Source organism: Vibrio gallicus (assembly GCF_024346875.1).
In the GTDB taxonomy this organism is placed as follows: Bacteria; Pseudomonadota; Gammaproteobacteria; order Enterobacterales; family Vibrionaceae; genus Vibrio; species Vibrio gallicus.
The window spans coordinates 723,743-750,208 of the sequence record NZ_AP024872.1; the positions used below are offsets into that span (position 1 = coordinate 723,743).

General features: G+C 43.4%; 23 protein-coding genes. 12 read left to right on the plus strand and 11 right to left on the minus strand.

The features are described 5' to 3' along the window. Window positions 1-436: 436 nt before the first annotated feature. The 7 genes from OCU28_RS14950 to OCU28_RS14980 are packed head-to-tail and all read right to left on the minus strand — an operon-like array spanning window position 437 to window position 11,115. A complete protein-coding gene (locus OCU28_RS14950; RefSeq protein WP_261817688.1) occupies window positions 437-4,306 on the minus strand; it encodes a zinc-dependent metalloprotease in 3,870 nt (1,289 codons plus the stop codon). 13 nt (window positions 4,307-4,319) lie between these two features. Beyond that, window positions 4,320-5,288, minus strand: a complete 969-nt coding sequence (locus tag OCU28_RS14955; RefSeq protein ID WP_261817689.1) for an ABC transporter ATP-binding protein — start codon at window positions 5,286-5,288, stop codon at window positions 4,320-4,322. Beyond that, window positions 5,288-6,277, minus strand: coding sequence for an ABC transporter ATP-binding protein (locus OCU28_RS14960; protein ID WP_261817690.1), 990 nt, complete (start codon window positions 6,275-6,277; stop codon window positions 5,288-5,290). The genes OCU28_RS14955 and OCU28_RS14960 overlap by 1 nt, the downstream gene beginning before the upstream one ends. Before the next feature lies 1 nt (window position 6,278). Continuing rightward, window positions 6,279-8,150, minus strand: a complete 1,872-nt coding sequence (locus OCU28_RS14965; protein WP_261817691.1) for an extracellular solute-binding protein — start codon at window positions 8,148-8,150, stop codon at window positions 6,279-6,281. 1 nt (window position 8,151) lies between these two features. Beyond that, the gene (locus OCU28_RS14970; protein ID WP_261817692.1) at window positions 8,152-9,195 is read right to left on the minus strand and encodes an ABC transporter permease; all 1,044 of its coding nucleotides are present in this window, start codon (window positions 9,193-9,195) and stop codon (window positions 8,152-8,154) included. Then, window positions 9,196-10,200 carry an ABC transporter permease subunit gene (locus OCU28_RS14975; protein ID WP_261817693.1) on the minus strand — a complete coding sequence of 335 codons (1,005 nt, stop codon included), beginning with the start codon at window positions 10,198-10,200 and terminating at the stop codon, window positions 9,196-9,198. It lies immediately after the preceding gene. A gap of 30 nt (window positions 10,201-10,230) precedes the next feature. Further along, window positions 10,231-11,115: a hypothetical protein gene (locus OCU28_RS14980; protein WP_261817694.1), complete on the minus strand. Its 885-nt coding sequence runs from the start codon at window positions 11,113-11,115 to the stop codon at window positions 10,231-10,233. 1,150 nt (window positions 11,116-12,265) lie between these two features. Here OCU28_RS14980 and OCU28_RS14985 point away from each other — a divergent pair. Beyond that, complete coding sequence (locus OCU28_RS14985) at window positions 12,266-13,231, plus strand: TDT family transporter (RefSeq protein WP_390623820.1); 966 nt, start codon at window positions 12,266-12,268, stop codon at window positions 13,229-13,231. Between the two features lie 15 nt (window positions 13,232-13,246). Here the strand turns inward: OCU28_RS14985 and folE are convergent, their stop codons facing one another. Then, on the minus strand, window positions 13,247-13,900 hold the full coding sequence (folE, locus tag OCU28_RS14990) for a GTP cyclohydrolase I FolE (protein ID WP_261817695.1): 654 nt from the start codon (window positions 13,898-13,900) through the stop codon (window positions 13,247-13,249). A 175-nt stretch (window positions 13,901-14,075) separates the two neighbouring features. Here folE and moeA point away from each other — a divergent pair, with 175 nt between their 5' ends. The 4 genes from moeA (at window position 14,076) to OCU28_RS15010 (ending at window position 17,521) form a co-directional block, all read left to right on the plus strand. After that, entirely contained in the window at window positions 14,076-15,320 is a 1,245-nt protein-coding gene (gene moeA, locus OCU28_RS14995) for a molybdopterin molybdotransferase MoeA (protein ID WP_261817696.1), read from the plus strand. Between the two features lie 3 nt (window positions 15,321-15,323). Continuing rightward, window positions 15,324-16,073 carry a molybdopterin-synthase adenylyltransferase MoeB gene (gene moeB, locus OCU28_RS15000; protein ID WP_261817697.1) on the plus strand — a complete coding sequence of 250 codons (750 nt, stop codon included), beginning with the start codon at window positions 15,324-15,326 and terminating at the stop codon, window positions 16,071-16,073. 147 nt (window positions 16,074-16,220) lie between these two features. Then, complete coding sequence (gene tal, locus OCU28_RS15005; RefSeq protein WP_261817698.1) at window positions 16,221-17,177, plus strand: transaldolase; 957 nt, start codon at window positions 16,221-16,223, stop codon at window positions 17,175-17,177. A gap of 134 nt (window positions 17,178-17,311) precedes the next feature. Continuing rightward, complete coding sequence (locus OCU28_RS15010; protein ID WP_261817699.1) at window positions 17,312-17,521, plus strand: dodecin; 210 nt, start codon at window positions 17,312-17,314, stop codon at window positions 17,519-17,521. A gap of 62 nt (window positions 17,522-17,583) precedes the next feature. Here OCU28_RS15010 and OCU28_RS15015 read toward each other — a convergent pair whose 3' ends face one another. Beyond that, on the minus strand, window positions 17,584-18,195 hold the full coding sequence (locus tag OCU28_RS15015; protein WP_261818283.1) for a response regulator: 612 nt from the start codon (window positions 18,193-18,195) through the stop codon (window positions 17,584-17,586). A 10-nt stretch (window positions 18,196-18,205) separates the two neighbouring features. After that, window positions 18,206-19,918 (minus strand): nitrate/nitrite two-component system sensor histidine kinase NarQ, encoded by a 1,713-nt coding sequence (gene narQ, locus OCU28_RS15020; RefSeq protein ID WP_261817700.1) that lies wholly within the window; start codon window positions 19,916-19,918, stop codon window positions 18,206-18,208. Window positions 19,919-20,090: 172 nt separating this feature from the next. On the opposite strand from narQ, the gene napF reads away from it, so the two are divergent. The 6 genes from napF to OCU28_RS15050 all read left to right on the plus strand — a co-directional run bounded on the left by napF (window position 20,091) and on the right by OCU28_RS15050 (window position 24,692). Further along, a complete protein-coding gene (gene napF / locus OCU28_RS15025; protein WP_261817701.1) occupies window positions 20,091-20,609 on the plus strand; it encodes a ferredoxin-type protein NapF in 519 nt (172 codons plus the stop codon). Next, window positions 20,596-20,901: a chaperone NapD gene (locus OCU28_RS15030; RefSeq protein WP_261817702.1), complete on the plus strand. Its 306-nt coding sequence runs from the start codon at window positions 20,596-20,598 to the stop codon at window positions 20,899-20,901. Before napF ends, OCU28_RS15030 begins: the two co-directional genes overlap by 14 nt. Window positions 20,902-20,925: 24 nt before the next feature. Continuing rightward, entirely contained in the window at window positions 20,926-23,412 is a 2,487-nt protein-coding gene (gene napA / locus OCU28_RS15035) for a periplasmic nitrate reductase subunit alpha (protein ID WP_261817703.1), read from the plus strand. Window positions 23,413-23,479: 67 nt separating this feature from the next. Next, complete coding sequence (locus OCU28_RS15040) at window positions 23,480-23,941, plus strand: nitrate reductase cytochrome c-type subunit (RefSeq protein ID WP_261818284.1); 462 nt, start codon at window positions 23,480-23,482, stop codon at window positions 23,939-23,941. Window positions 23,942-23,972: 31 nt separating this feature from the next. Next, on the plus strand, window positions 23,973-24,545 hold the full coding sequence (locus OCU28_RS15045) for a NapC/NirT family cytochrome c (RefSeq protein WP_261817704.1): 573 nt from the start codon (window positions 23,973-23,975) through the stop codon (window positions 24,543-24,545). 9 nt (window positions 24,546-24,554) lie between these two features. Beyond that, window positions 24,555-24,692: a TIGR02808 family protein gene (locus tag OCU28_RS15050; protein WP_261817705.1), complete on the plus strand. Its 138-nt coding sequence runs from the start codon at window positions 24,555-24,557 to the stop codon at window positions 24,690-24,692. Between the two features lie 61 nt (window positions 24,693-24,753). Here OCU28_RS15050 and OCU28_RS15055 read toward each other — a convergent pair whose 3' ends face one another. Next, window positions 24,754-25,947, minus strand: coding sequence for an ISL3 family transposase (locus tag OCU28_RS15055; RefSeq protein ID WP_261816841.1), 1,194 nt, complete (start codon window positions 25,945-25,947; stop codon window positions 24,754-24,756). Window positions 25,948-26,302: 355 nt separating this feature from the next. Between OCU28_RS15055 and OCU28_RS15060 the strand changes: the two genes are divergently transcribed. Beyond that, entirely contained in the window at window positions 26,303-26,455 is a 153-nt protein-coding gene (locus OCU28_RS15060; protein ID WP_261817706.1) for a hypothetical protein, read from the plus strand. Window positions 26,456-26,466 lie beyond the last annotated feature (11 nt).

Genomic DNA, 26,466 nt, shown 5'->3' on the forward strand with positions numbered 1-26,466 from the left:
CTTTGTTTGGCAAAACGGCATTACCAAATAAAGTGTGAATCACAGTGGATTCCTTAACAGGAGTCACTACCTGAAAATATCTTCTTGTTTTTTCATTATCTTACGATGATTTCTAACTCTACATTCGCCACTCAAAATCGAGTTAAGCATTCAAAAATAGTGTTAGTCCCCACCCTAATGTGCGGTCTTTCGACGTAAACTGTAAAAACTGTATTTGAAAGCGGTTATACAATGAAAAACTCACATATAAAAAATATAGCGCAATGTGTGACAACCATCACGGAGGGGTAAATATGTTTTCAGTTTTGAGCAGATAGAAAACCCAGTTTCGTTGTCCACGTGCACATAGAGAAGAGAAGTTAAATGGCTATTTCAATAGAAAGAAAAAAGCCGCTCGAAAGCGGCTTTGAATTTATGATAGTAACTCTACGTTAACTTAAAGTACTGGAAGCTGTTCCAATGCTTTTTGGTCACGTTTAATACGTTGACCGGCTACGTATACTAAGTTCGCTCTTATATCATTATAGGCTTTTGCATCTTTTGCATCTTTTGCATCTGGATACAACTTCGCGATAACGTCAGGTGTATACTGTTTCAGCATAGCAATTTCTTGCATCAAACTCTTAGCAAGCACGTTCTCATCAGTAACAATGTACTGTTTGCCGCGAATTGATACTGGATCAATCGTAACCTTATCCGGTGTCTTCGTATTAAGGTTTATGACTTGCATGCTACCCGCAGCCACATAATCCGCTTTTTGGTGGATGCCCACAAACTCACGAAGTACGCGTGCTTTTTCTTGACTAGCGGTATCACTATCAGTTGAATACAACGCCACTTGATTTAGCATTGCATGCAACAGGTTAGTCTTACCTTTGATTTCACCAAAGTCACGGTCAAAACCAAAGCCTAGGGTTGCACGGGTTAAATCTGGAGTAAGTGCTTCGATGTTCTGATTAACCATATCTGTGTATGAGGTATAGAAATCATCAACACTAGATACGCCTGCCCAAGGTAATCCGGTAGGCGTTGGCGTTGCATAGTCATCACAAGGCTTTTCAGTGTCCGCAATCATCTTCACCATATAAGGCTGGAACTTATCATCTTCATTATTTGCCATTGTCATACGACATAGCATATCTTTGAACAGCTTGTTGATAGGCGCATAATCAACCAAGGCTTGAGATGTCAGACCGCTAGTATCACGGTGAGTATGGCGAGTTACTAACTGCTGTACTGCAAGTAGTCGGTCAGGCCATACACCCAACAAATCAACTTCGTTGCTGTACGGATGTTGTGGATCTTTAACCGTTGCTTGTGCGCTGTTTAGCTGACGACCAATTACCTTAACCACAGGTGTAAATTGACGATATTTATCCTGATACTCAGCTTTAATTGCACTCTGGATAGCTAATTCATCAAACACTTTAGGTGCATCAGAGTACTGAGTCAGTACCTGACCTGGTTTTAGTTTTTCAGCATCGGTAAGATAAGACTTATCCATTTTGGCATAGTTGCCTAGCAATGAATTTAAGTGCACTTCCATGCCACCGCTTGGCCATGCAATTTTACCGTCAGGCAATCTAAAGTTAATACTAACTATTGAATCTGGCTGGCTTGCGACCTGTAAGAAGAACTTCGCCGTTGCATCTTTTGCAGCAACGCCATCACATAACCAAGATGAATTGTCTTGCGCACACATAGAGTCTAAAACGCCAGCTTCCCAACCCACTCTATCTTCTAAACCGCCAGCATCTTCAATAAACTCATGTAAGGTATTGAAACCACGCTTGCGAGCAGAAATATAGGCAGAGTAGCTAGTATCGTAGAACTTAGCACGATCATCACGCGTGTTACGCATCTTATAGCGGTCTAAATACTGCTCGATATAGTACTGAGCGATCTGCTCTTTGTTGTAACCCATATCAAACATATTACAGTCACTGTTAAGAGTACGGTTTCCATCAGTACAGTACTTATAGCTGATAAGCTTTTCGTTACCACCGATATCATCGCGTAGCATAGCCAAAGAGCCTGCATCGGTTGCACCGTGTTCAATGCCCTGAGCCCACTCATCACGACGCTGTTGGTCGTATTTTTCTAGAGAGTACCAATCCTCTGGATTGTTCCAATTCGCGTAGGTCGCTGTATTTGCTTGTACTTGACGGCTATAACCAAAACGTAGCGTCGCTAAGTCGTAAGGACCAAAGCCCATACCGAACATATCTTGGTTGTATTCCATCTGCGATGTACTTGCAGTTGATAGGCTTACATTCTTGTAACCTAACTTAGCAAGTGCCGCCGTTTGTTTGGCGATATCATCAGCTGTAAAGAAGTTAGTATAATCTAAGCTACCCTTAAAGTTATGACGCAGACCAATACTGTGCCCGAATTCATGGATAATAGTACCCACAAAACCAGCCGCTGCAGTCTTCATTATCATGTCATGACGCAGTGCTTTAGGAAGCTGTTTTAGCTTTTTAAGCTTGCCACCAACTGCATTATTAACCCATAGCTCTGGGTTCTTCCAGTTGATCGGATAGCCCTTAACGCCCTTAGGAAGAACATCGTAGTTAGCCCCTAGGTTCGCCGCATCCGCAGTCATGATATTATGCTCAGCATTAAATGCCATGCGCTGATCATATAACTCGCTAGCCTTGTCAGCCTGAGCAATAGCTTCTTGTGGAGTTAATTGGTAATTAAGGTCACCATTTACATCTTCAGATAGCTGTTGCAGGTGTGCGAAAGACACAGCCTTGCGCTCAGTCATTTGCTGCATGGTCTCTTGTAGCATTGGATAGCCACCAGATTGCAGCGCACGTTCCGCTTTTTGATCTGCTTCTTTAGCACGTTGCTCTTGACTTACGTACTTACCCGCTTGCTCTGTTGCATGCTCAATATCTTGTGGTGCTTGACGCGCCGCAGTTCTTGTTAGCAAGGCACCATCTTGACTAAGGTGTGCATAGTCGGTTATGCCTTCCAGCTTAGTTTGCTGCATATCTTTGTTCGGGTAATCAACACCAACTGCATCTTTAATTGCTTCTGGGTTTAGACGACCTAGGTTATATTGACGAACAAAGCTATTGTAGGTAAATGCCGCATTACCTAAGAAGTTAGCACTAAATTGGTTAAAGCCACCACTGATGATCTCACCAGTAAGGGGATCGTTACTATAGTTAGCAACACCAAGTAGACCGTTATCTAGAGGTTGATCATACAAACGCAAGTAGCTATAACGTAAATCACCGTAACGCTTCTCTTTAGCTTGTTTAAAGTTGATATGAGGCAGGCCAGTCTTATACATTTCATTCTGAACATTGATAACCGCTTCCGCTTCTTTAGCTGCTGCTAAGAAGATTGCGTTATCTTTGTTCCAGAAGTTATTTGAAAGATAGTAAGTAATCTGATCTTTATTTGGGTTAAAGCGGTTTAAATAAGAACGGCTATATCCATCTTGACCATCTACGTAGTTCTCATCGCGGAAAGAACGATTACTATGGAACATACCGTAAGTTAGATCGTCTGCATGTTGATATGGAACGACTTTATAGTCTTTCGATACAACTTTATCGCGCTCAACCAGTGAGAAGTATTCTGTTGTTTGGAAGCTCAGCTTGTCGAAATCCCAATCAGAAGTAAACTTAGGAATACAGTGTTTACTCGGTACAGAATAGATAGAGCTCAGCTCAAAGTTGATCACGCCATTCTTAAGGTCGAGAAGGTAGCCTTTCCAGTCTTGCTCAGGAACCTGAGTCAAGGTTGAGCTCTCAGTTTTCACTGCACAACTTGTACCAAATAGGTCATTGATGTCTTTTTCAGAAACGGTTACGTTTGAGAAATCAGGCACGAAATAACGCTTTTGATCCCATGTCTTAGCCGCGCTGCTGTCAACTTGCTCTTTATTGGTACATTTATCATAGCTGTCTTCTGAACACTTATAATCAACGTATTTACCACCAATAGTAAGAATTGGACGATAGTTGTTTTCGGTATCAAAGCGCCCTTTAGTGTCAGCGCTAACAACATCATCATCAAATTGAACTACTTGGATGCCATTCTCAGTGGTAATGAGTTTTACCAACTTGACGTCATCCGGCACCTTACCCCTAAGCGCGGTAAGATAACGTGGCGTTTCACCCATCATGCGGCGATATAAGAATGTCTTAGTCGATAATTGATTCAAGTCTGCGACTGACAACTCATACGGGGAACGGTCGACTGTATCATAGGGCTGATCCTTGGGCCCACAACCAACCAGTCCTGTGGCAACAGCTACGAGACTGAGGCCAAACACGGTTTTTTTCATTGTTACATCCTGTTTACGGTTTTATTAAGTGGCAAGCAACTTTATGTTCATCATCGCTTAAACACGGTGAGCGCTCTGGACATAACTTTTCTGCGTGACGGCATCTTGTAGAAAAGGCGCAGCCTGCCGGTGGATTCATTGGTGATGGAATATCACCCTTTAGAATAATTCTGTCTTTTTTAGCCCATGGGTCGGGCTGAGGTATTGCTGAAATCAAGGCTTCGGTATAAGGATGTTTTGGGTGATTAAACACCTGCTCCGCATCCCCTACTTCTACAAATTTGCCTAAATACATAACCGCAATAGTGTCTGAAACATGTCTTACTACCGACAAATCATGGGCAATAAATATCAGTGCGATATTCATCTCTCTTTGCAAGTCGAGTAGTAGGTTTACAATCTGAGCCTGTACCGATACGTCTAACGCAGATACTGATTCATCACATACGATAAGCTTAGGTTTTAGCGCGATCGCGCGGGCAATACCGATACGTTGGCGCTGGCCACCCGAGAATTCATGGGGAAAACGAGATGCGGCGTCTGGGCGTAAGCCAACTTTAACTAACAACTCAGCAACCCATTGATCACGCTCTTGCGCGCTACCAATGCCATGAACCACAAACGGTTCTTTTAATATCTCACCAACGGTATGACGCTGGTTCAAACTCTCAAGGGGGTCTTGCAAAATAATCTGCATCTCTTTACGCAAAGAGATCATGTCACGGTTTTTGAGGTTCGTGATATCACGCCCCTCAAAATAGATTTTACCCGCAGTCGGTTCATAAAGCTTGAGTAAGGTACGGCCTACCGTGCTCTTACCACAACCTGATTCACCCACTAAACCAATGGTTTGGCCTGGATAAAGATCAAAAGACACACCATCAACGGCATATACGTATTTCTTCTCCTGAAACAGCTTATTGGATACCAAAAAGTGCTGTTTCAGGTTTTCGATTTTTAATAAAGGAGTCGCCTGCGTCATTACAGAACCTCTTCAACAACGAGACAAGATACGGCATGGCCAGTTTCAACTAGCGCAGGCTTGGGGTTGGTTTCGTGACACGCTTCCATCGCCTTAGGGCAGCGGTTAACGAAACGACAGCCATTTGGCATATCTTTCAATTGTGGAACGCTACCCTCAATGGTAACAAGTTGCGCTTTTGGAACCGTAGATACAGTTGGCATAGAAGCCAATAAACCTTGTGTATAGGGATGGGTTGGTTTCCCAAAGATCTGGTAGACATCCCCCTGCTCTACTACGTTGCCTGCGTACATCACTGCAACGTCATCACAAATTTCAGCCACAACGCCCAAGTCATGGGTAATGAACACAATCGCCATTCCCAGCTCTTTTTGCATACGCTTCATTAGATCCAATATCTGGGCCTGGATGGTAACGTCGAGTGCTGTGGTTGGCTCATCTGCAATAAGAACCTTTGGCTCACATGCCAGTGCCATTGCAATCATTACGCGCTGGCGCATACCGCCAGACAGTTCATGTGGGTACACATCTAAGCGCTTCTCAGGCTCAGAGATACCAACCATTTTAAACATGTTAAGCGCGGCTTGACGACGGCTCGCCGCATCAAGATATTTATCACTGTGTAGCTCGTAAACTTCTTCGATTTGCTTACCAACACGCACTACAGGATTGAGTGCGGTCATTGGATCTTGGAAGATCATCGATATGTCATGCCCACGCAGTGCGCAGCGCTCTGATTCGTTAAGCTTAGTGATATCGCGACCATCAAAGATGATCTCGCCATCGGTCACTTTACCGTATGGTTGAGGAAGAAGGTTCATAATCGATGCCGCTGTAATACTCTTACCACAGCCAGACTCACCAACAATACCAAGGGTACGCCCAGCAATAACATCAAAGCTAACGCCGCTAAGTGCAGTGATATCACCCTCATCAGTGCTGAATTTGGTGGTGACGTTATTAAGCGACAAAATTACGTTATTAGTCATGTTATTTGCCTTCCACGTTAATTACTTGAGTACTCATATGAGTCATCATAGGGAAAGTATCACCATCACTTTTTGCATCTAACACTGTGCGTTTCATATCAGAATCAATCCACATCAGACCTAGGTCGAGGTTGTTGGAATCAAATAAGAAGCGTGATTGCGCTGTACCTACTGAATTAGGAGCACGGACATAGCGCCAATGTACAGAGCGAGTAAAGCTGCTAACGGTACCAGGAATAAAGCAATTCGCGTCCATCACCTTACGCTGAATCTGGTTAGATACTGCGATGCGAGTTTTGGTATCAAAACTGGTATCAAAGGTTTGAATCAGCTTATCCATCTCAGGGTCTACAAAACTAAAAAAGTTGTTGGTTTGAGGGATAGCATTACTTGAATGCAAGTACTGGCGATATGCTGGATAAAGACCACTGTTCATTCCAAAATAAGCAGCTTGGAATTTTTTCTCTAGTAGGCTCTTAAAGCCGGTAGAACCATCAACCAGTTTTAACTCGATGTCGAGTCCTGCTTTTTTAGCTTGCTCTTTTAGTACGATCACATCAGCAGTGCTTTTAGCACCTAAATACATCAAGGTTATCTGCAGTGGCTGGCCTTGTTTGTTGTATAAAATGCCGTCAGATCCCAGCTTAGTGTAGCCAGCTTTAGCAAAGTGCTTTTGCGCCTCAATTGGAGAGAACGGTTTTACACCCACATCTTTAGGCGTGGCATAAGCACCGACTAAGGTACCAAAGCCATTTTGACGCGTAGCTTCACCATGACGCACATTCTTGATGACCGAATCAAAGTTCATAGAATAAGCAATACCAGCACGCAACTCGTCATTTTTAAGCACGGGATCGACCATGTTCAGCCAGATGCCTGTTGCGCCTTTTGAGGTTTCATTAGCCAGCGTTGATTTAACGATATAACCCTTACGGAACGGTGCTGAATTTGTTTTCTCAAACCAGATCTTCTGATCGTTGGCAAAGAACACATCCAGTTCACCCTTTTCAAAGTACTTGAACGCAAGATCAGGGTCACGAATCACAGAAAAACGGATTTTAGCTGGATTGTAACGGTTCTTGAGGTAACGGTTGTGATATCCCCACCAATCTTTAACGTGAGCCAATTCAATCGTGCGCCCTTTCTTCAAAGACGATACGTAGTAAGCCCCAGTTGTTGGTTCTGCTTTCCAGTTGTATCCACGTAGATAGTTTTTATCTAAGGCATCTTTAAGGAAATGCTTCGGTTTAGGCTGCATGTTGATGCGATCAATCAATTGATCATGAGGCAGTGCATCCGCTGAATGCAGAGCAATCGTATATTTGTCATATACGGTGATGCCGATTACCTTAGTCGTGTAATAGTTTTTATAGAAGGGTGCATGAACGTTCTTGTTCTTCACATAGTCAAAGAAAAACGTGTAATCTTCAGCCGTAATTGGCTCACCATCTGACCATTTTGCTTGTGGATCAAGCTTAAAATACATGGTCTTGTTGTCTTGGCTAAACGCCCAAGCAGTCGCCAGTTCAGGATACGCTTGTAGCGTATTAGGATGGATACCAAGCAAGCCCGGATAACCGTCTGCTAAATATGAACGGAATGAACCATTAGTATCTGGTCCAATAGAGCGCAGTGTTAGCGGATAAGACGCCACATATAGATTCAGCGTGCCACCTTGTTTTGCTTCAGGACTTGCAAATAACGGCAAGTCTGAATTAGTAATCCAATGCAGATTACTTGGCAGTACTGGCGTTTCAGCTTGCTGAGTCTGAGCTGGCTGTTCGGCAGCCACTGCACTACTTGATGTATATAGAAACACACCCAATAGTGAGGCCAATAACGCCGATTTTTTAAGAGAATTTAAGGTCATCATATTAGCTATATTTAGTCTGTTTCTTAGGATCAAATGCTTCGCGGATTGCTTCACCAATAAAGGTAATCATGGTGAGAATGCCAACGATAGAGAACACAACCGAGCTCATGATCCACCATGCATCTAGATTAGATTTACCTTGCTGAAGTAAATCACCCCAGCTTGGGGTTGGTGGTGTCAAACCTAGGCCTAAATAATCAAGCGCTGTCAGAGTTGAAATATTGGCAACAATGGTAAACGGGGCCAGAGTTACAATCATAACTAAGGTATTTGGCAGAATATGTTTCGTGATGATTCGCCAAGAGCTCGCTCCTTGAGCGCGAGCTGCCAGCACGTATTCACGCGCACGCTCTTTGTAAGATATAGAGCGCATATACCAGGTAATTGGAATCCAACCAAACAGGACGTTTATAAATACAAACAGAGCAAAGTTTGGCTTCACTATCGATACCAATATCATAATCACATACAGCATCGGTAGCATCGACCATATCTCAATACAGCGCTGCATGATTAGGTCAAAACGACCGCCTAAGTACCCCATTGCACTGCCCACAATTACACCAATAAAGTAACAAATGGCTAAAGTGATAAAGGCATAGAAAATGGCAATACGAAAGCCGTATACCAGCCTTGCTAATACGTCACGACCTGAGTTATCTGTTCCCAGATAATGTTGCGCATGAGCATTCGGAGCTGTCGGTGGGAATCCATTAGAATAGTCTTGTTCTAATGGGTTCCATGGCACCATAGGCATAATTACCCAGTCACCTTGGTCTGCTTGTTCAAACTTGGCTTGCAGGTCGCGATAATCTGCTTCATAGCCATATTGCTCACCGAAGTCTTCGCCAGTGCGCATCTTTGAATAAGTAGGAAAATAAAGGTGTCCCTGATAAGAGACAACCAATGCCTTACTATTAACTAATGCCTCTGAGAATAGCGACAATACAACCAGTAATAGCAAAAAGATAAGCGAGAAATATCCACGTTTTATTGAGCAAAAACGTGCAATCTTCTTCTTAGTTAAATCGTCAAAATTAAACATCTATTTACCAAACTTAACGCGAGGATCGACAGCTGCCACACACAGATCCGAAATGATATTACCGAACATCAGTAGCAGAGCAGAAAGGGAAAGAATGCCCATTACAACTGGGTAATCTCTTTGAATAATTGCTTCATAACCAAGCTGGCCAATACCATCGATATTAAACACAACTTCAATTAGGAATGAACCAGACAAAAACACACTAATAACAGAACCAAAATGGCTAGCTATTGGGATTAGGCTATTTCTAAGCGCATGTTTATAAACAGAATCTTTATAAGTTAACCCTTTACTCACCGCTGTTTTAACATAATCAGAAGAGAGATTTTCTAACAGGTTATTTTTCATTGTCATTGTTAGAATGGCAACATCTGCAATGGTGTAACAAATAACCGGAAGTATTGCGTGCGAGAACAAGTCTTGCGCCTTACCTAAAAGGCTAAGCTCTTCAAAATTATTACTGGTAAATCCACCTAACGGTAAAATATCGTAATAAAATGCCAGTAAAGAAAGCAACAATACACCTAATACATAGTTAGGCATTGAATAACCGACGAAGATAATAACCGAGCTTATATTATCTCCCTTACCTCCATGATGAATTGCCTTATAAATACCCAATGGGATAGCAATCCCATAGCTTAAAATAAGCGCAATCACCCCATAAAATAGAGATATAGGCATACGTTCTTTGACCATATCCCATACTGGATCGTAGTAGCGGGTAGATACACCAAGATCCAGATGAACAACATCAGTCAACCAATCAGCGTAAGCAATATAGGCTGGCTTATCCATGCCATACATTGCTTTCAACTCATTGATGTCACTCTCTGATAATGTTTGGGAAGCACTCTTTGCGCCGCCATTCATCTGCATCTCAGAAATCATACGCTCAACCGGACCACCGGGAACAAAGCGCGTTAAACAAAAGATCAGTACTGTTATCCCGATAAAGGTTGGGATTATAAGCAGCAATCGTTTAACAAAATAACCTAACAATGGGGTTCTCCCTTGATTATAAAAATAGGTTTAGAAGCTGTAGCCAACTGACACGTAGTAGTTCGGGTCTTTGTCATCAAATAAACCAGAAACAGGGTTTGGACCTTTGTCAGGGTTAAAGTATTGCGCACTGTTGGTATAGCCAAGACCGACATACAGATTGTCTGTAAATGTGTAGTCAAACTCTTCACTGTGAGAAATGGTTGGGTATTTGGTATAACCCTGATAGGTGATGTAGTAGCTATCGGTCATGCTAAACGAGAACGACAGATTGTCAGTAATTTGATAACTACTTGCTAGACCTAGACCGAAGGTATATTCAACTAAGTTTGAGCCACCGATAGACTCATACTTATTAAAGTATTTAGTCGCTGACGGCTGGAATACAAGACTTAACCCGTCGATATAACGGTTTACATCAAAAGAGAAAGGTACATATACGCTGGTACCAAAGTAAAGCTCGGTATCACGAGAGTACTGAGATGTTGGCAACAAGATACGCCCTTTCAGACCAACAGTGGTGAAATCACCAAATTGATAAAGGTTAGCGTAGTTAGCATATAGATACGTAGAAGAAGCACACCAATAATCCTTGGTGTGTGTAGAACAATATTGAGTATCTAGGTAATACGCGCCGGTAATCACACCCGCACTAAAATTATTAGTGAACTGATAGCCAAGCTGAAGGTCAAAGTCTACGTTGCGGTTATCTCGGTAATCATTTGCCCAGTTGTCAGCATACGTTACAGAGACAGCACCTACCCAACTTGGAGTAAATGTTTGCTCAGATTGCACATCATCAGGGTCTGTATTGCTGATATCACTCGTTATAGGGTTCGCTAAAGCAACGGTCGTCGAGAGCGAAAACATGGCCAGTAAAAGCCCAGCTTTTATCACTAGATTTGATTTGTTCAATTTAGTATCTCAATAAAATTCAAATAATTTGTACTTATTGAGAGGGACCAATTGCAGTCAATAATACTGAATATAGTTTAATAACCAAACTCACATAAAACGACAACAATAGAAAGACACTGTACATTGATATACAGATAGTTGAATAGCCTAAATAGTTATTTAACCAGCAATCCTTGCTTGGTTTTAGCAAATAAATTCACTAAACCTAACCAGCGACAACCCTAATAGACGTAAAAAATTCAACGAGAGCATTCTATAGAAAATATGACCGTTAAATGAATCATGCCGAATAGAGTTCGGTTCCCTCCCACGCGTTACACTTGATATTAATATATATCGCCCGCCAAAAAAAGTGATCTAGATCACTACAAAGGCTAACCTGAAAGTGCATTAATGGAATTAAACATTCTGATTTTACAAACATTGCAACATGCATAATTCAACGAATTATATCAGCACATATTTGGAATATTAAATACCGAAATTCATTGCGTGATAAATATGATAACAGCTAATTAACTACCCACTCTATAATAGAATATGTGACCAAATATCCGATGCATTCATGATAGTGGTATAACACTCAACAATAATTGTAATCAGCACACTCGACATTAAAACATACTCTGTGACTTTCACTTATCCCACTCAAATGATGTTATGAAACACACAGCGATTATACGGATTCACAACCACTATGAAACCGATGGCTGTGCATATGCAGGGGTAACTTAAATTGCATAAATGGCGAGCATAAAGAAAAACAAACATAATCAATTACTAGCGCTTAAATTCAGGCGAGCAAACAGCACAAAGGCGCAACAAGTTGCGCCTTATAAAGTCTCGTTACTCAATCGTGAGTTTGCGAATCTCGCGGAATATAAACCGGAGATATATTAACGAGCAATAGAGTATTAGAAGCTCTTCAGCTTTGTAAGGATATCGGATTGTATACCACAAAAGTATCTATGAAACGCTTGTGTTACCTCTGATTGCCTCTTGCTGTTTAAGCATGGCTCATATCTTCAAAATTTCAAGTTTTATGCAACGAATAGCTCTAATTCCTACCTCTATCATAGTATCTAGGCGCATATTAAGGTTAATATTGAGTAACTACTCGAAACTTTACACTCCCGAGACCACCATTTTGCTAGGCAGATTTAACCGCTTTCATCATATTCCTCCATCTCAAGCTGCTCTTGCTCTTGGGATCATAGGTTTAGGCCAAGCGTGGGCGCTCTATATTCCCAGTATCGGTGAGATGATTCGCCCCGGCCTAGCTATTATTGGCACCTTGCTACTGATACCTGTGCTGCTGAAATACTTCCTAAATATTCGACTGTTCATGTCTGATATTCGCCACCCGCTCAACGGAAGCTTAATGGCACCAATGAGCATGGCTTTATTGGTCTTATGTGATTACTTTGCAACAATCGTACCGACCATCGCGCATTATCTGTGGCTTGCATCTCTAATGCTACACATCATAATGATGGTACTGTTTTTTGGTTTTCAAATTGCAGATTTTAAGATGTCGAACATAGTACCAAGTTGGTTTTTATATCCAGTAGGTGTAATAAGTAGCACCTTGGCAGGCTCTGGGCTTGGGCATGTGATTTTTTCGCAGAATATGGCTAACATTTGTATTGCTATCTATTTCTTAATGCTACCTGTAGTGCTTTATCGTTTAATTTTCTTGGGTAAGCTCCCGCGGCGCGCGCGTCCAACCCTTGCCATCATGGCCGCCCCTATCAACCTAACATTGGCAGCCTATCTGGTTAACTTTCCTGAACCTGACCCTATTCTCACTGGGGCATTATCGGGCATTGCGATTACCATGACACTATTGGTTTGCCTGTTCTATTTTAAGCTTCTTAAGCTTGATTTTCAGCCGTCGATTGCAGCCGTTACCTTTCCATCAGTAATCAGCGCAATCGCGATGTCTCGTTTAACAACCTGGTTCGAAGATATGCACCAGCATTGGTACTGGCTACATAATTTTGGCCTGTTTGAACTGACTATAGCAACGCTATTAGTTGTTTGGGTATCTATGGGATATGTAAGGATGTACTGGCCAAAATCAACCAATATCAATTCAGATAAAGTCATCTAAATTGATATTGAGAGCTTATCGCAGGCCGCTTAAGAACTCATGACGGGTAGCCGGGTTTGACTTAAAAATCCCACCTAATGCGGTAGTTGTCGTTTCACTGGTAGCATCCATAACCCCGCGTGATTTAACGCAATAATGGGTCGCATCTATAGTCACGGCAACATCGTCACTCCCAAGCAGAGCTTGTAGGGCAACTAAAATTTGTTGGGTAAGGCGCTCTTGAACTTGAGGACGCTGCGCAAAAAAGCGTACAATTCGATTTATCTTAGACAGGCCAATAATTTTACCGCGTGGGATATAAGCCACCGCCGCGCGTCCATCGATAGTCACTAGATGATGCTCGCAAGTACTGGTTAGAGTGATATCTTTGACACGCACCATTTCACTGACATTCATCTTATTTTCGATGACGGTGATCTTCGGAAACCGAGCGTAATCAAGGCCAGAAAAGACCTCATCAACATACATTTTTGCGATGCGATGTGGGGTTTCTTGCAAAGAGTCGTCCGTTAAGTCCAACTGCAATAAGCCTAAGATCTCGCGCATATGGTGTTCTATACGCTGCTTTTTCTCTACACTGCTTAATCCATTTGGCAGCATAGGGGTTTCAAGTCCTCTGGCCTCTAATGCCTGCTTTACGAGTAAAGCAGATTCGCTTAAACCTGACATAGTATGACGTCTCCTATACAACTCTTCGCTCTGTGCGGCTAATAATTCCACAATGGCGTGAGAGAATACTCGGATTTTGCAAAAATTACATCTTCTATTTGCTTTTGAAGGTGTCGTATAAGGTCGACATCATGTTAAAGTTTGACTCTTATTGAATGCGACACGAGGAAAGATCATGGGCTGTTGTGACGCTCCCGGTTTGATGCCTATTGAACAGGCAATGCCAATTATTTTGAACCAAACCCCTACCGTAAAAGAAACCGAGTCTCTTGCGATAGAAGATGCAATTGGCAGAGTGCTGGCACAAGATGTACGCTCTCCTATAAATGTGCCTCCATTCGATAACTCAGCAATGGATGGCTATGCTGTCCGCATTGCAGACCTTACTGCCTCCCTCACTCTGCCTGTTATTGGAAAATCGTTTGCCGGTGCTCCGTTTGATGGACAATGGCCTCAAGGCAGCTGCATTCGTATCATGACCGGCGCACAAATCCCTGAAGGCTGTGACGCTATCGTAATGCAAGAAGACGTTACTCCCAACGGGAATGATATCCAGTTTAATATTGATATTGCAGCACTGAAACCGCAACAGCATATTCGTCCAACTGGGGATGATATTCAAACCGGCCAACTCGCGATTGAAAAAGGCAACCGACTCACCGCACGCGACCTGCCTATGCTCGCCTCTCTCGGTGTGGCGCAAGTGCAAGTATTGCGAAAACCTATTGTGGCTGTATTTTCGACCGGTGATGAACTAAAACCGGTCGGTTGTGAACTAAAGGCTGGCGAAATCTACGACAGCAACCGCTATGGTATACGTCCACTGCTGGATAAATTCGGTTGTGAAGTAATTGACCTTGGCATTATTCCCGATGATGAAGCTTTGCTTTATGAAGCATTTGAGAAAGCTAAATCCATCGCCGATGTGGTTGTCACCTCCGGCGGCGTTAGCGTAGGCGAAGCCGATTACACTAAGGATATCTTAGAACAGCAAGGTGAAATTAGCTTTTGGAAGTTAGCCATAAAACCAGGTAAACCCTTTGCTTTTGGTTCATTAGGTAACGCACTTTTCTGTGGTCTACCTGGTAACCCCGTATCGGCGTTTGTTACTGCTTACGTATTGGTTCAACCACTGATTGCTAAGCTAAGTGGCGAGAGCCAATGGCAAGAGGCGCCTCGACTGTCTGCAGTTTCTAAATCGGCCTTCAAAAAGAACCCAGGTCGCGCTGACTATCAACGCGCCATTTTTACGGTAACTGCACAAGGCCAACTTGAGGTGGAAAGTACCGGCAACCAAAGCTCTGGTGCGTTCCGCTCCATGAGCATTGCCAACTGTTTTGCTATATTAGAACGCGAGCGTGGTCACGTGAGTATTGGTGAAACGGTACAGATTCAACCGTTTAGTGCGGCGATGTACTAGCCCATGGACATACTCAGTGATGACGAACTGCTTCGTTATAACCGTCAAATAATCTTACCCTCCTTTGATTTTGAGGGACAAGAAACGCTAAAGCAATCCTCGGTTTTACTGATAGGTGCCGGTGGCCTTGGTTGTGCCACCAGCCCTTATCTTGTGAGCGCTGGAATTGGCAAACTCACTATTGTCGATTTTGATCACATTGAGGTCTCTAACTTACAGCGCCAGATACTGCATACTGAGCAAGATATTGGTAAGCGCAAGGTCGACTCCGCCAAGGAGAGCCTCAGCGCACTCAATAGCCTATGCCAGATAGATACCATACATGCCAAGCTTAGCAACCAACAACTACAAGCCTTAATTGAACAGCATGATCTGGTTATAGACGCGACCGATAATCTCGATACCCGCAATCAGATAAACCAGCTTTGTTTTACCAATAGAACCCCTCTAGTTTCAGGGGCAGCCATTCGCTTAGAAGGACAGGTGATTAGCTTTACCTATGGCGACGATGAGCCTTGTTACCACTGTTTAAGCTCACTATTTGGTGAGACAAACCTCAGCTGCGTCGAAGCGGGTATTTTGTCACCCGTGGTTGGCGTAATTGGAAGCATGCAAGCATTAGAAGCGATTCGCGTACTGACTAAGCTCGGGGAGCGAGTATCAGGTAAGCTGCTGATGTTAGATGCTCTAAACCTGAAATGGCGGGAATTTAAGCTACTAAAGCAACAATCGTGTAAAATTTGTGGCAACTAAACGTTTGCGCTTATTACAGTTCGCATTCTTAATAGAAAAAGCATTCACAAATGCGCTCGGATAGCTTAGATTAATTCAAACACCTCCCACACGGGAAGGCAAGGAAGCAATGTCTCCTTGTATTTACTCTGATTAGGATGAATAGGAATGAGCAATAAACTACAACAACTTCGCTCTCAAACAGTTGTTGTTGCCGATACAGGCGACATCGAAGCGATTGCAAAATATCTTCCACAAGATGCAACTACCAACCCTTCTCTGGTATTAAAAGCAGCAAGTCTTGACCACTATCAACCACTTATTGATAGCGTAGTTGAAAGTGCAAAACAGAAGTTCGATAACATCGAGCAACAGGTTGCTTTCGCTGGTGATTACTTAGCAGTTAAGATCGGTCTAGAGATCCTCAAGGTAGTACCTGGTCGCGTATCTACAGAAGTAGATTCACGTCTTTCGTATGATACAGAAGGCAGCATTGAACGTGCACGTAACATCATTAAGATGTACGAAGCCGAAGGCATCAACAAAGAGCGTATCCTTATCAAATTGGCATCAACTTGGGAAGGTATCCGCGCCGCAGAGCAGCTTGAAAAAGAAGGCATCAACTGTAACCTAACACTGCTATTCTCGTTCGCTCAAGCGCAAGCATGTGCCGAAGCAGGCGTGTACCTAATCTCACCTTTTGTTGGTCGTATTATGGACTGGCACAAAGCAAAAGAAGGTCGCAGCTTTGAACCTGCGGAAGATCCTGGTGTTATCTCTGTAACCAATATCTACAACTACTACAAAGATCACGGATACAATACAGTGGTAATGGGCGCAAGCTTCCGTAACACTGGTGAAATCCTTGAACTAGCAGGCTGTGATCGTCTAACAATTAGCCCGCAACTTCTCGCTGAGCTAGAAGAAGCGCAAGGCGATGTTGAGACAAAACTCCTTGATAATGGTGCAACTCAAGAGCGCCCAGCGCCACTTACCCACTCTGAGTTCCTATGGGATCACAACCAAGATGCTATGGCGGTAGATAAACTAGCCGACGGCATCCGTTTGTTTGCGGTTGACCAGCTTAAACTGGAAGACATGCTAAAACAGCGTCTAGCTAGCTAAGCTCAAACATTCCATCACATTCAAACCTCGCACGTTGCGAGGTTTTTTTATGCCGCAAATCCGTCATTTTCTTGCCACATACCGGTGTCACGACTAGCTTTTATTGAGTATTCACATGCTCAAGGAGAAGCAGAATGCCCAATCATACCTATAAAATGACCGAGCTTGTCGGCTCATCACCCACCGGAATTGAAGACGCTATCAATAACGCGGTAGACAAAGCAAGTCATAGCGTACACAACATGCGCTGGTTTGAGATGACAGAGGTTAGAGGACATATCGACGCAGGAAAAGTCGCACACTGGCAGGTGACGGTAAAGGTCGGTTTTACCTTAAACGACTAGCTTGGCTTGAACAGAACCCAATAACGCCGCATATCGTACGGCGTTATTAACCATCCACGATGCTAGGCTTGTCCGTGGTGGTCTAAGTAAATAATAGTGGCCGCGGTTCGTGATTTCACCTGCAATTTTTTAAGCAAGCTTTTCATATGTACCTTGACTGTAGATTCTGAGATGAACAATACATCGGCTATCTGTTTATTGCGGTAGCCTAAGGCAACCTTAGATAGTATCTCTAGCTCTCTGTCGGTAAGTAAGTCCAATAAACTTGGGTTTTCACTTCGATCTCGAATATGAGCAGCCACAATATCACTGTATACTTTATCGCCATCTAGGGCGTTATGTAAGTGCTCTAATAATTCATCGGGTTCACTGTCTTTTAGTAGGTAACCATCAGCTCCTGCCTTCACGATCGCATCAATATCGGCGGCAGAATCAGATACGGTAAGTACAACAATCTTGGCTTGTATCTGTTCTTTTTTAAGCGCTTGTAAGGTATTTAGCCCTGACATGCCTTTCATGTTTAAATCCAATAAGATCAGATCTAATGCAAACTCGTGAGCATGGGCTAACGCTTCAGTGCCATTTGCCGCTTCACACACCACCTCAAATTCAGGCTCGAATGAGATCAATTGCTTAATTCCGCGGCGCATCAGCGGGTGGTCATCTACAACCATTACGCGATAATTATTTGTCACTTGCTACCCTATCCTCACAATTAAATACAACAGTAACTTGGCTTCCCGTTCCCGGTTCACTTTTTATAGTGAGCTTACCATTTAAGTACTGAGCTCGTTCGCGCATAATACTTAATCCATAGTGTTCCGCTTTGTCTAACCCGCTGTCAAATCCAACCCCATCATCTGCAATCGATACCTCAATCAGCTGATCATATTGGTCGCAATTTATACTAATGGTTTTGGCGTGTGCATGTTTAATCGCATTATTCACCGCCTCGCGAACAATCTGCAATAAATGCACCTGTTGTTGCGCTTGTACCTGTAAAGACGACAAGTGGTTGGTAATCTCAATACTGGCACTGGTGTGAGTTTGTAGCTTGTCCATTAGTACGTGCAATGCCTCACCAAAGTTAGCTTCATCAATACTAAACCTAAAAGTGGTAAGCAAACTTCTTAGCTGGGTATAAGCCTCTTTCAGGCCAGTATCAATCTCTTCAACGACTTCCGCAATCTGTCCATTTTCTGAGCTATGACTTAAGTGGCGCTTGAGCAAACTCATCTGGATCTTCAAAAAGCTTAAAGACTGCGCCAAGGAGTCATGCAATTCACGAGCAATTGCACTTCTTTCAGTATAAATCAGCAGTTGCTCAAACTTTTTCTGCGCCTGATTGTAATATACGCCTCTTGCCAATATCTGACTCATGTTCTTAACTAGGTCTTGCTCACTAAACCTTGGTGACGTTTGAATACCGAGGCTTCCCAAGCGTATGCCATCTATCTCAAGCCGCGTATGCTGCCACTTAATAGATCGTGGTTGCCCTTCAATAAACTCAACGGCCTGACCTGCAGCATCATCAATCACCAGTTTAGCTGCGTAAACAGATTCAACGGACGCTAGATTACTAAGGATGTGCTTAAATTGCTCGGGGGTAATTCTAGCCACTGATAATTGCTGTGAACTTTGATACAAAACCTGCAATGAGTTGTTGGCTTTATGCAATTGTTCTGTCTTAGCGTCTACCGCTGCTTCAAGGCGAGTATATTGATTCTTTAAGTTATTGGTCATGCCATTAAATGTCGCCGCCACTGTGCCTAATTCATTGCTTAATGACTCATTCAGTTTGACCTCAAAGTTATTCGCCTCTACCGCCCGACTGGCGCGCGCCATCGCTTCTAATGGCTGAATCACTTTTACTCGAACAAAGCGCATAATAACAAATGACAGCAGCATAATAACCGTAATACCAAACAGGCTAATAACCACCATGTTCAATAGCTTACGCTCTGAATAATGCTGTATCTTCAATACAAATCTGTCGATAAGTGTGACAAATTCCGATACCTCACCCGAGTAGTTTTGCTTGTTGTCACTCTGCATTAAGGACTTCACCTCAAGCCAGCGCGCAATTAAATTATTATAGTCATCACGAATAGCCAACGGGGTCATCCAGTGGTTTACACTCTTCATTGATGGGGAATATAGGGAATGTTCAAACTCCACAATATGCTTGTCTAATTGATTGGAGTGAGTAATAACATCAAAAGCGAGGCGGTAGCTCTGCATCCGCATCGAACCCGACACATTCACCGCTTCCGCATCATCGAGACTCGAATATACTGTGGTTACCGCAATAGCAATGGTACTTACTGCGACCAAAACCATAAGAGACACTGCCCCACCAATAGTAAAGGCTACCGAGTTGGTATTAATTTTGCGCACTTTCTTCCTTAGACGGACTTAAAAAGCAATTATGCGAACTTGAATATAGTAAACAATTGATCTAAAACAATTTACACATGTGATTAACCCTTAATAGGTATGGGGTTTATTTGTTAATCACTTACACTTCTATTATAGGAAATGTTTATGAATTCAAACACAAAGGTGCAATTTGGTCGATTTGTCTAGACGGCGTTTGTTTACAAGCGGCTCCCAAAAAAACCAGCTTATCTATCAAGTAGGCACACGTCTACCTTGGGCGAAGGATGACGCTGAGTTTGTGGATGGGTGCACTCAGTGTGGCAAATGTATAGCGGCATGCGAAACCAATATTATCAAGCTAGGCGCTGGTGGGTTCCCCTCAATCGATTTTGACAAGGGCGAATGCACTTTTTGTGAAAAATGTGCCGAGGTATGTCCCGAGCCTATCTTTAGGCCAACAAGCACAATACCTTGGAAAATCAAGGCTACAATTAAACCGTCTTGTCTCGCTATACAGAATGTAGAGTGTCGAACTTGCAGCGATGTTTGTGAGCCTTTCGCAATACAATTTGCTCTTCAGATTGGGCGAGTGGCGCAACCTAAACTAGACTCAAACTTATGTACTGGTTGCGGTGCATGTGTAAGCGCATGCCCAGTAACCGCCATCTCTATGTCCGACGAAAAAGAGGGTTCAAATGCCGGCCAATGAAGTACACATCTCCAGCTTCGTAGTTTACTGCTCACCAGAACGCATAGACTCCGTAAGACAGTTTATTAATCAACTCGAAGGCACAGAAATCTATGCTGAGAGTGAAGATGGCAAATTTGTCGTGGTAATGGAAACTGAAAATCAAGGATTTATTACTACAGCAATAGACCAAATAAATGAATTTTCCGGAGTGGTTAACACCGCTCTGGTTTATCACCAGATTGAAGCAGACATAACAAAACTAGACGCCGACATTCATGCAACGGTTACTACCGATGCCAGCATCGGTTAACTGATTAGTGCAAGAGGATTGACTATGAAAATGACAAGACGCGAGTTTGTGAAAGCAAACGCAGCTGCTTCGGCAGCAGCGATAGCTGGAATTTCACTTCCCGCCCAAGCAACCAACCTTATCGCAAGCTCTGACCAAACCAAGATTAAGTGGGATAAAGCCCCATGCCGCTTTTGTGGTACTGGATGTTCCGTGCTGGTGGGTACCCAAAATGGTCGAGTAGTTGCTACCCAGGGTGATCCAGAAGCTCCTGTCAACAAGGGACTTAACTGTATCAAGGGTTACTTCTTATCTAAAATCATGTACGGCGAAGACCGCCTAACCAAGCCCCTACTTCGTATGAAGAATGGGAAATATGATAAAGATGGTGACTTTGCTCCTGTTTCTTGGGATGTTGCTTTCGATACCATGGCTGAAAAATGGAAAGCGGCTCTTAAAAAATCAGGCCCTACCAGCGTCGGCATGTTTGGTTCTGGTCAGTGGACGGTAATGGAAGGTTATGCGGCTTCTAAGTTGATGAAAGCAGGCTTCCGCTCAAATAACATTGACCCGAATGCACGCCACTGTATGGCATCAGCGGTTGGTGGCTTTATGCGTACCTTCGGTATCGATGAGCCAATGGGTTGCTATGATGACTTCGAACACGCAGATACGTTTGTGCTTTGGGGCTCGAACATGGCTGAAATGCACCCAGTACTATGGACTCGCATTGCAGACCGCCGTCTAAGCCATCCTCACGTGCGCGTCAATGTACTCTCAACCTATCACCATCGCTCATTCGAATTGGCTGATCATGGCTACATTTTCCATCCTCAATCTGACTTGGCGATTGCGAACTTTATCGCAAACTACATTATTCAAAACAACAAAGTAAACCAAGACTTTGTTAATAAGCATACTCACTTCAAGCAGGCTACAACTGATATTGGCTATGGCTTGCGTGATGATGACCCTCTTCAAATGGAAGCTGCAAACCCTAACTCAGGGGCAATGAGCTCTATATCTTTTAAAGAGTATGCTAAATCGGTTGAACCTTATACCGTTGAGAAAGCCAGTGAGATCTCTGGAGTAGAAAAAGACAAGCTTATCCATCTTGCTGAGCAATATGCCGATCCTAATATCAAGATCATGTCGCTATGGACTATGGGTATGAACCAGCACACCCGTGGGGTATGGATGAATAGCTTGGTTTATAACATCCACTTGTTAACCGGTAAGATTTCTACCCCGGGTAACTCTCCGTTCTCATTGACCGGCCAACCGTCGGCATGTGGTACTGCACGTGAAGTAGGTACCTTCTCTCACCGTCTGCCTGCAGATTTGGTGGTTGCGAATCCGAAGCACCGTGCGATTGCAGAGAAGATATGGAAACTGCCGGAAGGAACCATTCCAGCAAAACCAGGCTTTCATGCTGTTGTACAAGACCGCATGTTGCACGATGGCAAGCTAAACGCTTACTGGGTTATGTGTAACAACAACCTGCAAGCCGGTCCAAATATCAATGCGGAACGCCTGCCTGGTTATCGTAATCCTGAAAACTTCATTGTGTGCTCAGACCCATACCCAACTGCGACCGCGCAAGCGTCCGACCTTATCCTTCCAACGGCAATGTGGATCGAAAAAGAAGGCGCATACGGTAATGCAGAGCGTCGTACCCAAGCATGGTATCAACAAGTTGAAACCGTAGGCGAGTCCAAATCTGACCTATGGCAGATTATGGAGTTTTCAAAGCGCTTCAAGGTTGAAGAAATCTGGGGTGAAGAGTTACTTGCTAAAGCGCCTGAGTATCGCGGAAAAACCATGTACGACATACTGTACAAAAACGGTCACGTTGATAAATATCCGCTATCAGAAGCGCAAGAACTCAACGATGACGCACACGACCAAGGCTTCTATGTACAAAAAGGCTTGTTTGAAGAGTACGCCTCATTTGGTCGCGGTCATGGGCACGATCTTGCGCCATATGACCACTACCATACTGTACGCGGTCTTCGCTGGCCGGTAGTTGACGGCAAAGAAACCCTATGGCGCTTTAAAAACGGTACGGATCCATACGCTAAACGTGAAGGTTGGGACTTCTATGGCAAACCAGATGGCAAGGCATGGATTATTTCTGCGCCATATGAGGCTCCACCTGAGGTGCCAAATGAAGAGTTTGATATGTGGCTATGTACCGGCCGTGTGCTAGAGCACTGGCATACAGGTACCATGACCCGTCGCGTTCCTGAATTGTATAAAGCGGTTCCGGATGCCTTGGTGTACATGCACCCAGATGATGCGAAAGCAAAAGGCTTACGCCGTGGTGAAGAGGCTTTAATTTCCAATAAACGTGGCGAAATTAGAGTTCGTGTCGAGACTCGTGGACGAAACCGCCCACCTAAAGGGCTGATATTCATCCCATTCTTCGATGCGCGCATTCTGGTCAATAAATTAATTCTTGATGCTACCGATCCGCTTTCTAAGCAGACCGACTTCAAGAAGTGTCCAGTTAAAATCACCAAAGTGGCCTAAGGCCTTTAGTCAATTGGGGTCAGTTAGTATGGCCCTTACAACTTGCCATGTGGCGGAGAAAAAAATGATGAAGAAGCTACTGCTTGCTCTATTATCGATTGGTGTTTTAGGTGCCGGGATCGCAAAAGCAGAACTCAATAACCCTGGGGGCATCGGGGGAGTTGAGTCTCTACGCGGTACTGCCGAGCTTGAAGACACACGTCCTGCAGACGAATTTAAAAAGTTCCCTCGCGAACAATCTCTTCCTGATAGCAACTATGTGTATCAACCTCCAATGGTTCCACATAATGTTCGCTCGTATGAAGTAGATCTAAACGCAAACAAATGCCTGTCTTGTCATAGCTGGAAGAATGCTAAAGAAATGGGTGCAACCAAAATCAGTGTTACGCACTACGTGAACCGAGAAGATGCAGTATTGGCCGACGTATCCCCGCGTCGCTACTTCTGCTTACAATGTCACGTACCACAAGCAAACGCTAAGCCTCTAGTAGAGAACAAATTTGAAAGCGTTGACTCGCTTAAAGACTAACCTTGCTAGTAGTTAATAGAAGAGGCTATTTATGAAATTATTAAAAGCGTTTTGGAAGAGGCTAACAAAGCCAAGTAAAGCTGCGGTAGGTGTCGTGCTTTTCTTGGGATTTGCTGGTGGTCTTCTATTCTGGGGCGCACTCCACACCGGCCTAGAAGCGACAAATACCGAAGAATTTTGTTCAGGCTGTCACGCCCCTATTGTAAAAGAGATCAAAGAAACGATTCACTATTCGAATCGATCTGGGGTACGCGCAATCTGTTCAGATTGCCACGTACCTCACAATTGGACGGATAAGATCGTGCGTAAAGTGCAGGCATCTAAAGAGATTGTGTATCACTTTCTTGGTACCATCGATACTGAAGAAAAGTTCCAAGCTCGACGTGGTCACTTAGCTGAGCGTGAGTGGGCTCGTATGAAAGATAACGACTCATTAGAGTGCCGAAACTGCCATAAATTTGAGTATATGGACTTCTCTGAGCAGAGCTCTCGAAGCGCACAGCAGCACTCCACAGCGCTTGCTTCTGGCGAAAAGACGTGTGTAGATTGCCACAAAGGTATCGCACATAAATTACCTGATATGCATGGCGTAAAAGGTTGGTAAGGAAAAGTTATGAGTCGATTAGAATACATAATTTGGCATATACTAGGCTATAGCGCGATGCCTTTCATTATACTCACTGGATTTGCAGCGGTTGCGGTTATTTGTGTTTGGCTTCTGTCTATCACCTCAGATAAAGAACCTAGCTAACGCGAAGCATCAGATCATAAAAGGCTCAATACGCACCTGCGTATTGAGCCTTTTTTATGGTTCATCGCGGCTTTCCGGGGAAGGCCGCTTTTATCTTCATAAAGAAGTAATCCGTATCTCGGTACCCATAGCCCATTCTTTTGATTAGCTTGATCTTGTTATTAATCCCTTCCAAGGTGCATGTATTTAAATGATACAAAGCTGAAGACACTATCCCATGAAGGTACGGTTTCAGCTTTTTAGCGAAGTTTATGAGCGGTTTTACTCCGCTTTCATGGACTTGCTGCCACCATATTTCCCAAAGGTCTTTGGCTTGTTTTTCCGAGTCGCAGTACCAGAGCTCCTTGAGCTGAGCACCAAGTAAATGGGTCACCATTAAGTCACGGTTAACCGCAAGTATTTCATCCAGGTAACTTTGTTGCTTAGTATTTAAGTTCTCTCTATTTTTCAGTAATACCCAACGTGAGCGCTTGACCCAACGCCGTGCACTTTTGTCATCTTTAAGTTGGTTGGCTTGATCTACTCGAACTCTATCCATAACTTCTCGACCAAACTTAGCGACGACATGAAAAAGGTCATAGACAATACAAGCCTTTGGACAATGAGCTTGAACCTCTAGGTCAAAAGCGGTGTTCATATCCATTGCCACAACTTCGATATTTTGAGCATGCTCTCCAAGCATTTCAAAGAACGGACGTATATCTTTACGACTTCTACCTAGACCAATCCAAAGTACTTGATGCGTTTGTGCATCGGCGATAACAGTGGCGTAACGATGCCCCTTGAATATGGCAAACTCATCCATGACCAGTTGACGCAAACAACCCCAAGGAACCTCAGGTACGACACGCTTCAGACGTTGCTTATCTATTTCTTTGATGGTGTGCCAGTGCACCCCAGTAAGCTCTGAAATGTGTTTGATGGGTAGCAATGGTAATAGATTCTCAATGTAATCAATCAGCCGATTGGTAAGGCGAGAATATGGCTTAACCCAAGAAATAGACTCAGTCTTGATACCACAATTTGAACACCTGATGCGCCGAGTTTGAACGAGTAATTCGACGGGTGTGCCTAGCATCATCGCATCCTTAAGCGTTCGCCACTGAGTGTCATGAATAGAGTCAGAAACTTGACCACAAGAACAGTATGCAGGGGTATCAGGAATTAAGGTGATAGAGATTAATGAATCAGTTTTATAAGACTTTACGATCTGAAAGCCTTCCCAGAACGACGATAGGAAAGTATTATTCGGCATGAAAACGGTAGTTTGTGAAAGGTTGTGTTTGGCGATGTAACCTTACCACTAACTACCGTTTTTGTTTTCAGTTCCCACTAATCCGCGATGAACCTTTTTTATTCTATAACATTACATTTTCAGTCTAAACTTATCCTAAGGCATCTAATCTTGGGTGAAGAAAGCGATTAAATGTAACCAAGCTATGCAACCTGTATTATAATGTACCAAAGTTTAAATTTCGTACAAACTGTGGGCGGTATCATAGATTATCAACCCCCAATAAACACAGCTCAAACTTTTAGCCCTACGGCGATGATTTATACTAATAAAGGCGTAAAGTTAACCCATATTCAATCACTCATGAGGTGCTACCATGATATATAGCCAACATGCAGAAGAGATCAACCGTTCTACCAAAAAAGGCATTTTGCCTCTAATTGGCATTGTTATTGCGGTTAAATTACTTCTTGTCGCAGTCCCTGCGTTAATAGCTTCTATGCACAGTTTAGGTCATTTCTTCTTTTAATTTTACCAATT